The sequence below is a fragment of the Arthrobacter sp. CAL618 genome, from assembly GCF_000468215.1.
Classification (GTDB): domain Bacteria; phylum Actinomycetota; class Actinomycetes; order Actinomycetales; family Micrococcaceae; genus Arthrobacter_D.
Genome location: NZ_ASZW01000015.1, coordinates 1 through 10,308 on the forward strand (window position 1 = coordinate 1; position 10,308 = coordinate 10,308).

At 61.3% G+C, this 10,308-nt stretch carries 9 protein-coding genes; all 9 read right to left on the reverse strand.

Translation table 11 applies throughout. From position 1 onward, the window contains the following. Window positions 1-66: 66 nt before the first annotated feature. The 9 genes from K728_RS0100445 to K728_RS0100485 all read right to left on the reverse strand — a co-directional run bounded on the left by K728_RS0100445 (window position 67) and on the right by K728_RS0100485 (window position 10,119). Window positions 67-846: a CHRD domain-containing protein gene (locus K728_RS0100445; RefSeq protein ID WP_024475486.1), complete on the reverse strand. Its 780-nt coding sequence runs from the start codon at window positions 844-846 to the stop codon at window positions 67-69. 376 nt (window positions 847-1,222) lie between these two features. Next, entirely contained in the window at window positions 1,223-1,756 is a 534-nt protein-coding gene (locus K728_RS0100450) for a DUF3093 domain-containing protein (protein WP_024475487.1), read from the reverse strand. Between the two features lie 90 nt (window positions 1,757-1,846). Beyond that, complete coding sequence (gene lspA, locus K728_RS0100455) at window positions 1,847-2,356, reverse strand: signal peptidase II (protein WP_024475488.1); 510 nt, start codon at window positions 2,354-2,356, stop codon at window positions 1,847-1,849. Then, on the reverse strand, window positions 2,353-4,296 hold the full coding sequence (locus tag K728_RS0100460) for a heavy metal translocating P-type ATPase (protein ID WP_024475489.1): 1,944 nt from the start codon (window positions 4,294-4,296) through the stop codon (window positions 2,353-2,355). Before K728_RS0100460 ends, lspA begins: the two co-directional genes overlap by 4 nt. Window positions 4,297-4,327: 31 nt before the next feature. After that, window positions 4,328-4,687: an ArsR/SmtB family transcription factor gene (locus K728_RS0100465; protein ID WP_024475490.1), complete on the reverse strand. Its 360-nt coding sequence runs from the start codon at window positions 4,685-4,687 to the stop codon at window positions 4,328-4,330. Between the two features lie 157 nt (window positions 4,688-4,844). Next, a complete protein-coding gene (locus tag K728_RS18020; RefSeq protein WP_237742056.1) occupies window positions 4,845-5,288 on the reverse strand; it encodes a DUF4913 domain-containing protein in 444 nt (147 codons plus the stop codon). After that, a complete protein-coding gene (locus tag K728_RS0100475) occupies window positions 5,285-7,009 on the reverse strand; it encodes a type IV secretory system conjugative DNA transfer family protein (RefSeq protein WP_024475491.1) in 1,725 nt (574 codons plus the stop codon). The genes K728_RS18020 and K728_RS0100475 overlap by 4 nt, the downstream gene beginning before the upstream one ends. Beyond that, window positions 7,006-8,610: a helicase HerA domain-containing protein gene (locus K728_RS0100480; protein WP_024475492.1), complete on the reverse strand. Its 1,605-nt coding sequence runs from the start codon at window positions 8,608-8,610 to the stop codon at window positions 7,006-7,008. The genes K728_RS0100475 and K728_RS0100480 overlap by 4 nt, the downstream gene beginning before the upstream one ends. After that, window positions 8,611-10,119 carry an SCO6880 family protein gene (locus K728_RS0100485; protein ID WP_024475493.1) on the reverse strand — a complete coding sequence of 503 codons (1,509 nt, stop codon included), beginning with the start codon at window positions 10,117-10,119 and terminating at the stop codon, window positions 8,611-8,613. Window positions 10,120-10,308 lie beyond the last annotated feature (189 nt).

The following is a 10,308-nucleotide window of genomic DNA, read 5'->3' on the forward strand; positions in this document are numbered from 1 at the left end:
CCGCCGGCGAACTGATGAGGTGAATGTGCCTGGTCAGTTCGCCATGTTAGTGATTCGTTGGTGTGATTATGCCTTGGCGTTGCTGCGGCGAACCATGAAGGTTCCGCCGGCTGCTGCTGCCAGGACAAGGCCGCCTCCGAGGGCGATCATGGCAGCGTTGGAGCCAGTTTCCTGGGCAACTCCGGTGTCGGCGCCACCCTCAGGCATGGCAGCCATCTGTGATTCTGCAAGGTTTCCACACAGGGCTGGTGAGGTTGCACCGAGGGGCAGCGCTGGGTCGAGATCGCTCGGGGAGTTGAAGACTTCCTCGGAGACACCTGCGGTGGCAGGGTCCAGGCCGTGGACGACGACGACGGCGGTGCCGGCGTCAAGTGCGTCCTGCGTGCCTTGGTTGATTTCGAAGGACCGTTGGATCGTGTAGCTTCCGCCCTGGCCGGCGAGCTCCAAGTTGAGGCCTTCCTCGGGGCCGGTGGCGCCGGAAGTGGTCAGCGTGGTCTGGATTCCACCGTACTTGGCTGCGCCTTCGGTAACGCTGACGATGCCGTCAGCGTTGGCGTCATCAGCGTCAGTGGGGCACGTGCCCATGGCGAGGCCGTGGATGTGCTGGACGTGGGGGTAGGGGCCGTCCATGAAGGTTTCGGCGAGGCCAGAAACTTCGAGGTTCACTGTGGCGGTGGTGCCTTCGACATCAACGGTGACGGTACCGGTGCCGGTGGTGCCGTTAAGCTGACCGAGGTTTGAGGAGTAGGAGCCAGCGGCGTGATCTGCCATGGCTGGGGCGCCTGCCATGGCAACGGTGCCAAGGGCGAGGACGGGGACTGCGAGGAGGCGCATCTTCTTATTCATTAGATTGATCCTTCTGTGCGATGATCGCGCGTCCTAACTGGGCGCGTCTTATTGTGATTCGTAACACCTGGGGAACCGGATGGGTCTTCTACAAAAATCTTTGGGGCGTTCTGGACTTTGGGGCGTTCTGGAGAAGTCCCTGCACTGAAGTCAGATGCAAGGGTTGGAAGCTGCATTGTCAGGCAAAACGCAGAAACCCGCTGTAGTCTTTTTCTATCCTCATGTGCGAGTGATTATTTGCTGGGCGTTCGCGTCCGAATCAGAAGCGCCGGAGAACACGACTAGCGACCTCCATCGCTGTGTTTTCCGGCGCTTCTATGTCCACAGCCGGCCATCCCGAAGCCCACGTGGGGTTCGTCGAGAGTTCTCCCGCTTTCTAACCCGGTTTCGCACAGAGGAGCTCAGCTAGCTCGTCAGGGTGGCGTGACGATACGAGCCAGTGGGGGGTCCGGTCCTCATCGTCGGTGATCTCGATTTTGACGACAGCATCGATCCAGCCGCGGATGCAAAGGTGGGTCAACCCGTGAAGGTTTGGCCCACGCTGCGCGGTAGCTTCCTCTTTCCTGAAACTCTCTACACGGCCTATGTAAATCCGGTCAATCTGTGCCCGGCCAACCCTCAGAGATGTGGCGGTCACGAGGATCGTTGGAGTCGAGGCGATCATGGCGAAAACAAGCACCATCAAGGTGATAATCGACGCCATAATTCCGATGAAGATGTCGATGGGCACGAAAATCACTGAGGGGACAAACGACAGGGCCACGGTGAGGGCCCAGACCCCGATGGTCGGGCTGAGGCGTTCCTTGTAGAGAACAGAATCATCCGAATTATCGCCTTCCTGGTGGGTGGCAGCAGAACGCCCTGGCACATCCTCGGGAAGGTTTGGTCCCTGGTCATCTAAGTGTTGCAAAAGTGCGTTTCCTGTCGAGAAGAAGTTTGAAAGGGTGCCACCTGTAAGAGGGGCGGAAGCCTCAGTTTCCTGCAAACGTATGGTTGCGGGCTAGCGTTGCTTCACCGCCGGCGACCGCCAGAATGTGGCGAGGACGAAAACGGCGACCCCTGTGGTCACGAAGACATCGGCGAGGTTGAACGTGGGGAACCACCCGGTGTGAAGATAATCCACGACGCCGCGCCCGGCGAGCCGGTCGACAAAGTTGCCTATCGCCCCGCCGAGCAGCAACTCCCCACCGGCCCGTGCGAGTCGGTTGATGGTCGGCGCGGATTGGAGTAGGTACCAGGCCAGGCCGACGATGATCAGGCCGGTTCCGGCAATGATGACCCAGGACGGCAGGTCCGCTCCGAGGCTGAAGGCAACACCCGTGTTGTAATACAACCGGAAATTCAACAAACCCAGATCGATCAGTTCCCCGCCCGCCAGCAGAGTTTCAGCTACCGCTTTGATGGCCAGGTCCGCGGCCGCCAAAACGACAGCCCAAATCAGCAGTGTGGCTCTGATCCGCATGGCAGGGGCCGGTGTCGTCTCTGCCTGGGCGGCTGTATTGACGCTCACGCTACTGGTTCCAAGACAGGAGCCTGCAACGCGGAGGTGGAGTTTTTGCGGCTGATCCGCCCTGCCCGGACACCGTTGGCGATGACGACGATCTCCGCCAGTTCGTGTACCAGCACGACGGCGGCCAAGCCAAGGATCCCGAAGAGTGCCAACGGGATCAGTACGGCGATCAACAGCAGCGACAAGCCGACGTTCTGGAGCATGATGCTCCGGGTTCGGCGGGCGTGGTCGAGTACCTGGGGCAGGTGGTTGAGGTCTTCGCCCATTAGGGCGATGTCGGCGGTTTCGATGGCGACGTCGGTACCCATGGCACCCATCGCAATACCTGTGTCGGCGGTGGCCAGTGCGGGGGCGTCGTTGACGCCGTCACCGACCATCGCTGTTGGCTGCCTGGATTTGAGTGTGCGGATTATTTCGGCTTTGTCTTCGGGTCGGAGGTCAGCGTGCACCTCGGTGATACCGGCAGCTTCGCCGAGGGCTTTGGCGGTAATGATGTTATCGCCGGTCAACATGACCGTGGTGTACCCGGACCTGGTCAACCGGGCTACCACAGCGGAGGCTTCCGGGCGCAACTCATCACGCACGGCGATCGCCCCGATGACTTGCCCTGCTTCCTCGATGAGAACCGCGGTCGCGCCTGCTTTCTGCATCCGTTCGACATCAGCGGCCAATTGACCCGAATCGATCCACCCGGGGCGGCCGAGGCGGACAGGATTGCCTTTGAGCCTTCCTCCAAGACCGACGCCGGGGATTGTGTCCATGTCAGTAATGTCGGCACGCTGATCCGTGGCTGCGAGAATTGCCCGGGCTAGCGGGTGTTCGCTGTGCGCTTCCAGCCCCGCCGCTAGGGCGAGTACCTGGTCGCGGGTCGCATTTCCGGCGGTGGCAACGTCGATCACAGCTGGCCGGTTGCGGGTAAGGGTACCGGTCTTATCCAAGGCAATGGTGCGGATCTTACCCAACGTTTCCAACGCACCGCCGCCCTTAATAAGGACACCGATGCGGCTCGCCGCGCCAACGGACGCGACGACCGTGACCGGGACGGAAATAGCCAGCGCGCAGGGCGATGCGGCGACAAGGACTACAAGGGCTCGTTCAAACCACAGCAGCGGTTCCCCGACGATGAACCCGTAGGCAATGATGAGGGCCGCGGCGATGAGGATGCCCGGAACGAGTCTGCTCGCGATGGCATCAGCCAAACGCTGACCCGGTCCCTTGCGGGACTGCTCGGCTTCAACGATGTGCACGATCCGGGCTAGTGAGTTGTCCTCGGCGCTACTGGTGACTTCGACCTCAAGGGGGCGGGTGCCGTTGATGGACCCGGCATAAACCTCGGATCCGGGCCCTGCCTCGACCGGTACTGACTCTCCGGTCAGGGCAGAGGTATCCAGCGAGGTGCGCCCTATGATGATCCTGCCGTCCGTGGCAAGCCGTTCACCGGGACGAACCACCATCACATCCCCCGGGACAAGCTCAGCCGGGGCAACGGTTGTTTCAACCCCGCCTCGCAGCACCCTCGCTTCGGAAGGAACGAGATCCAGAAGCGCGCGTAGGCCCCTGCGGGCCTTCGCCAGGGAGTACTCCTCAAGCCCTTCGGAAATTGCGTAGAGGAAGGCGAGCATGGCCGCTTCTTGGACCTCGCCGAGGGCGACTGCCCCAACCGCGGCGATGGTCATCAACGTGCCAACCCCGATCTTGCCCTCGGCCAGGCGTCTCAGCGTGGAGGGAACGAATGTCCACCCGGCAATCAGCAGCGCAATAATTTCCAGGGGCAGGGTCAGCCAGATCTGCGGGCCCGCTATCGAGGCGATCCATGCCGCCACAAGGAGGGCGCAGGCTATGGCGGCCGCGCGGACTTCCGAAACCTGCCAGAACCCCCCGAACTGTTCAGATTCAACTACACCAGGCGCGTCATCGCTGCAGCCGCATGCATCGCTCATTACGCGTTCTCTTTCGGGTTAGTAGGGGTCGTTACGGCAGTTCCGTAGTTGCAGTTCCGTAGTTAGGGCACAGGCTGACAGCGTTTCCGGTGGCCGCCAAAAGGACCTCGGCAGCGGCCAGCATGTCCATCAACTCCGGGCAGGTCAACGAGTAGTACACACTGCGCCCCTGCACCCGCCCCTGAACCAGGCCGCAGTCACGCAGGCATGCCACATGCGCCGAGACCGTGGACTGCGCCAGGCTGAGTTCCCCGATAAGGTCACTGACCCGGACCTCACCACCGGCCATCCGCTTCACAATGGCTAACCGTGTCTGGTCACTCAGGGAGTGAAATAGAGCAGCAGCAGAATCGAGCCGAACACAAGTATCCTCGGCATGAATGATCGTCATAACCCGATTATAGCGTTAATGGATGATGCTATCGGTCAGGTTGTTGTGTGAGGTGACACGTCTGATTGAGGCCATACACCGCAGTCTGATCGGCCGGGGCTCGGTGGCCATTGTTGCGGGCGCGGTTATTGGGTCATTCCTAAAATTCCGGGACTGGTCAGCTGTCCGGGTAGATGCTTTCTTCGGGCTCTATGTGCGGCAGGCTCACTTGCTCGGGTTTGGCTCGCTCGATGTGACCTTCGTAGATGCACTTTTTGAAGGGCCCGTTCGGTGTCATGAGCACACTCATGTGGGGATCTGCGTGGTTAATCCACCAGATGCTGGAGCCTAGCGCGCCATCCATGCGTAGATGTTCCCATGCCCGCCATACGGCCTCGATCCGAGCCAGCGCCTCTGGGTGTTTGTACCATTGCGGACACCAGACGAACTCTGAACCGCCGTTGACTTCGCGGACGTAGGAGGGGCCGAGCGTACCGCGGAAGAAAGCAAGTGGATCCGGGTAGAACAGATCGGGTTCGGCTGCATCATCAACCGCCGGTTCAGCGTCCCCCATTTCTCCGGTGTCATGATCGACGTTGAAGACGTCCACGAACTCACTCATGCGACCTCTTCACCACTTTCGTCGTCTTTACGGGCTGCGCGGGAGGATTGCACGCGCTGAGCGTGAGGCCCTTTCATCCAGGGAATGGTTTCAATCATTGTGGCTGGGGCACCTGAGGCCAACAGTACCGCTCGGAAACGCGGCAACGAGGTGAGGTCAGAGACGGACAGGATCTCGTCCTTGTTTTCCTGCCGCGAGTTGGAGCGCCCGGACTTCCCCGAGCTGCGCGAAACGTTGATGTAGCTGTACTGGCCGATCAGCCGGGACAGCTCATCGAGGTACTGGACTTCAGAGACACCGCCACCGTAAATCTTTACGTTCGACGCTGACCAGAGCTTGCGCATCCCTTCTACGTTCCAGACCTCCACGCCTTGTGACCAGGATTGCAGAATGGTCATGAGGATAATTCCACGGGAACCGTAGTGGCTGTACTGATCGGGAAGGTTCTTCCACCGGCAAACGTTCGCCGCCTCATCGAGGACACCGAGCAAAGGACGCTTTAGCCGTCCGCCCGGCTGGGAGGTTGCGTATTCTTCTGCCGCTTCCACGACGGCCACCGTCAGAGCGGTTACCAGCGGTCCTGCCGTACCTTCCCCTTCGCGGGACAGGCTGTAGAGGGTGCCGTTGCCACGGACGAACATATCCGGTTCGAACTCTGGACGTCGCGGGTCAGGCCCCGGTGTGATCCACTTACCGACGTTGCGGTCAGTGAGGGACGAAACCATTTCCAAAGCCGTACCGAACACACCGGCACGCTGCTTTTCCGGTTCGCGGAGACGCGCTATCACCGTGTCGGAGAGCATTTCGTAGTCATGTTCCCGGAGGATATGAGCGGGCCGGTCATCGGCTTGTTTGGTCAGCCAGGTGTAAACCTGTGTGATCGGCTTTTCATCGAGCGCAGCGGCCAGCAGGTAAGCCTTAAGGAGGTTCCGGCCAGCAGTATCGAAATAGGCATCGGGTTTAGCTCCCGGCTCCCGAGATCCAGTAGAGAAATGGGTTGCCAGTTTCGCGGCTGTCGCTTCATCCGTGACGTAGCTGAGCGGATTCCACCACCAGGTAGGTTGTTCCTCAGCCACCCCTTGAGGATCGAATACCCACACTTCACCCACTTCACTACGGATCGAGCGTGTCACGTCCACAAGGTCGCGTTTGTTCGACGTCGCTATGACCGCGCCAGGTGCCTCCAAGATTGCCGGTACAGCGTAGGACGTGGTTTTCATCGTTCGAGGCCCAGCAATAAGAATTAGCATGTCTTCCCAGGACGCCCACATAGGCCGTTTCCCGGCCACTGTGCGTCCCAGCGGGACGCCGACCGAATCCACGACTCCGAGGCGCTCAGCGGTAGCTTTCGCGCCTTTGGTGGCTAAGTGGTTCAGATCCTTGCCCCGGCCCATATGGACGGCGGCTTTATCGACGCGAGTCCGGTTCTTCCCGGAACGAGTCACCAGCAGAACAATAAGCACCGCCAGTACGAGCAGGGCGGCACCGATGCCGGCGGCAACGAATGTTGCCTGTACCGGCCAAGGGATCTCCTGCTTGAAAAGGCCAGCCACCAGCTCAATTGGATGAGACGGCGGTACAGAGATACCGGCTAACGTTGAGCCCCAGTGAGCGGACACCCACGCACCGCCCAGGACGGCAGCGATTAGGCCCATGGTCGAGAATAAAAGGATGCCCTCGGTGTAGCTGCCGGAGGTGCCTTTGCGGTTTGGTGCGCTCATGCCGGTTCTCCTGCCGTTGGTGGGGCCACTGCCGTTTCCGCGAGTAGTGGTGCGTCCTCAGGGGTGTCGTGCCAGCGCTTATTTGTATCGTTGAGTTTTGCTTCGACACTGGTCAGCCCTATGTGGACCGGGATGCCGGGTCGGCCGCCTACTTTGATGAGGAACTTTCCGCGTCCGGGTGGTTCAACGTCGATGCCGCGTGAGTCCCATGCGGGCGGGTCTTGCCAGGACACGAGTTTTTGCTGTTCCTGCCGGGAGAGCGGGATCGCTGTGGTCAACAAAGTCATTTCGGAGGCTGGGAGGCCACCACAGATGACCATGCCCGAGCGCTCCACAAAGCCTTGGGCTTTCATCCGGTCCTCTTCGGCGGGCAGGGCCAGCAGGTCACTCATGGTGTGGGAAATCATCACCTGTCCTACACCGACAGAGCGGTTCAAACGCGTGAGCGCGTCAACACGGTCCACCATTCCTTTACCAGCCCGCAGCGCCCGCCACAGCTCATCCAAGACCACGAAGTAGTGACGGCGCGGCTCCAGCCCCGCGTCCGCGAGAGCGTTAGCGACGTTGACCGTACCGAAGCCGTAGGACCAGCACGCCAACAGCACAGCGGCTTGCAGGTCGGTTTCTGTTTCGTCAATGGAGGACACATCGAACACCACAGCCCGATCACGCTGCATCGGATTAGTGGTGTGCTGGGAGAAGATCTCCCCCAGCTTTCCACCACCCGTGAGACCCAGCAGGGTTGCCTCCAGTGCCCGAGTCTCAGCCTGATACAGCGGCCAGTCTCCCCGGTTGAGGGCGACTTGCTGCAACTCGTCCGGACCGTCCTGGATGACTTTGAGCAGATCCCCCAGGATCGGGACACCGTCAAAGTGCTCATCGAGCCACCGCAGCGCCCGGTCGAGAATGGTTTGTTCCTGATCTGTCGGGGGAATGTTCCGGCTGATCGTAATGAGTGCGACCACCATATTCAGGCGCCGCCCGTGCGCGTCAGCACGGACCCGCACAGCAGCTTCCTCGTGGCCGTGGCCCTCGAGGAGCTGCGCGACTTCAATAGCTTGCCCAGGGTCAAGAATGTTCAAATATCCGCGGCCTCGGCCGAGCGTGATGACTTGCCCGCCAGCAGCGCGAACTAGGTCAACGTGTTCACCCTTCAAATCCCCGAGAACGAGAGGGTTAGTGCCCTGACCGGCGAGGCCGAGCATCATCCGGCGGACCAGCGTGGACTTCCCCAGCCCCGGCTTGCCGAGGATGAACGCGGACGGATTAGAGATCAGCCCCGCCCGCTGGAACCAGCTAATCGGATCACAACAGACCGTGGCCTGAGTTTCCTCATGCCGCCCAATCGGGACACCGATCATCGGTGAGGACGTGCCGGATGAGAACGGCCACAGCCCGCACACCTGCACGGTGGTCCCCCGGTACTCGCGCACTGAGGGGACGAGCGCCGCTGCGCCGCCGCCACGGCCACGCCAACCACGAGCACCCGGTATCTTCTCCCGGATTACCGTGGGTTTCTTTTCCTTCTTCTTTTCCTTCTTCTTTTTCGGCTCTACCGTGGCCGTGTGGGTTCTGGTTTTCTGAACTTTCATGCGAGCCATTTAGAGCGCCTCCCTGATCTCTGAGGGCAGCAGGACGTGCTTAGGCAGCACCAACCCAATCGGCAGGGAAGCCGCGAACGCCGTATCTTGGCTCCCGTAAGCGCGGCGCAGCAGCAGGCGTGCTGCACCGGAGGTTTGTTCAATCGCGGCCACCGCGTCAGGTAGCCGGTCCAGACCGTTGACCGTGGCGGTGACGACCAGGCCGAAGTTCACCAGACCGGCCCCTTGTGCTTCTTCTGACGCGGTTTGGGCCGCTGACCGGGCATCGACCAGAGCACGAGCTGACGGGCGGTTGCCCGAGGTAATACGGACGTTGGCATTGTTCTGATCCCGTTCCACCAGTTGAGCGGCGCGGGCCGAATCCATCGGGCGGTAGAGCAGGGTTACCCGTTTGCGGTCCACATCACCATGTGGGGCCAGAAGTTTCGAGAGCACGTTGGCATGGACCGAGCCACGCGGGGCACCCGTCATCGTCCACGACGCCGAATACGCGCCTTCATGGCGGTAGCTGTCCCAATTCGTTTGAGCACCGGAAGGGCCGACCTCGCCCCAGGTGAGTTCTACCGGGTGCCCGGCAGCGTGCGCCTCATCAATGACCAGTGCGGCGGGAGGATCGTAGGCGACCCGGACGACCTCGCAGAGTTCCTGTGCCGCCATGGGCCGGGCGATACCCGCACCGGTGGCTTGGAGCCGCTGCGACAGGCCAGGGAGGCGGGAGGCAAGATCCTTAGCGACTTCTTCAGGCTCGCGTTTCCGAGAACCGGAGCGCATGTTGGCGTTGAACGTGAGAGTGATCCACGCCCGAACGGTTGCGGAGCCTTCCGGGTAGGTTCGGATGACCTCGCGCAGCATCTCCTTGGCAATCTCTGGCGCGTTCTCGTCAATGTTCATTTCGACTTCATTGCGCAGCCGGTACCCGGAATCGGGGGCCGTCTCAATGGTCACGGAGGCTGCTTCGACGCCGGCCTCATCACCTAACGCGGAGATCCAGCCGCCCCAGTTCGATACCCAGGCGTCTACCTGTTCAGGATCGACCAGTGAAGCGCCGTCCGGTTCGGTGGAAAAGATCACCGTGTAGTGGCTGGTGGTAGGCATGTGGAGCATGGCGAACGGGCGATTGTAGGAGTCCTGAAACTCGTACAGGCGCGACTTAGCGGCGATACCGGGCAGTTGGAACATGCCCCACGTGGTGACGCCGAGAGGCCCGGTACGGTACAGGTTCGTACCCTTCCGGCGGGAACGCGAAAACGCGGCCCGGCCACCAGCCCGGTCCACCACTGTCATGCCGTGCTTGTCCTTGATAGTGAGCAAGACCAGGCCGATGCCAAAGACGCCCATCACGCCGAGGCCGACAAAGAGGTTCCAAATAGCGAAGGAAATAATGCCGAACACCAGGCCGACAAGGATCAGGCCCGTGCCGATAGCGCCGAAGTTCCCTAGACCGGCTGAGCGGGGAACCCGCCAGTTTCCGTAGGTCGGTTGCTTGTAATCATTTACTGTTGCTGCCACTTGGACCATCCCCCGCTGCTTCGTCTGACACCTGTTTTACTGCCTGTGCGCCCTTGGACGCGGCGGCGACCGCTGCGCCCGCAGCCGCACCCGCCGGACCTGCCGCAGCGCCGACCCTCGCGCCCGCTGCTGCACCAGAGGCCCCGCCACCAGCGGCTGCACCGCCCCCGGAAGGGCCACCGGTTGGGG

Bases quoted from the DNA above. Each gene is read 5' to 3' on its own strand.
- K728_RS0100480 (WP_024475492.1), bottom strand. From the start codon at position 8,610: ATGGCTCGCATGAAAGTTCAGAAAACCAGAACCCACACGGCCACGGTA.
- K728_RS0100445 (WP_024475486.1), bottom strand. From the start codon at position 846: ATGAATAAGAAGATGCGCCTCCTCGCAGTCCCCGTCCTCGCCCTTGGC.
- K728_RS18020 (WP_237742056.1), bottom strand. From the start codon at position 5,288: ATGAGTGAGTTCGTGGACGTCTTCAACGTCGATCATGACACCGGAGAA.
- K728_RS0100475 (WP_024475491.1), bottom strand. From the start codon at position 7,009: ATGAGCGCACCAAACCGCAAAGGCACCTCCGGCAGCTACACCGAGGGC.
- K728_RS0100465 (WP_024475490.1), bottom strand. From the start codon at position 4,687: ATGACGATCATTCATGCCGAGGATACTTGTGTTCGGCTCGATTCTGCT.
- K728_RS0100460 (WP_024475489.1), bottom strand. From the start codon at position 4,296: ATGAGCGATGCATGCGGCTGCAGCGATGACGCGCCTGGTGTAGTTGAA.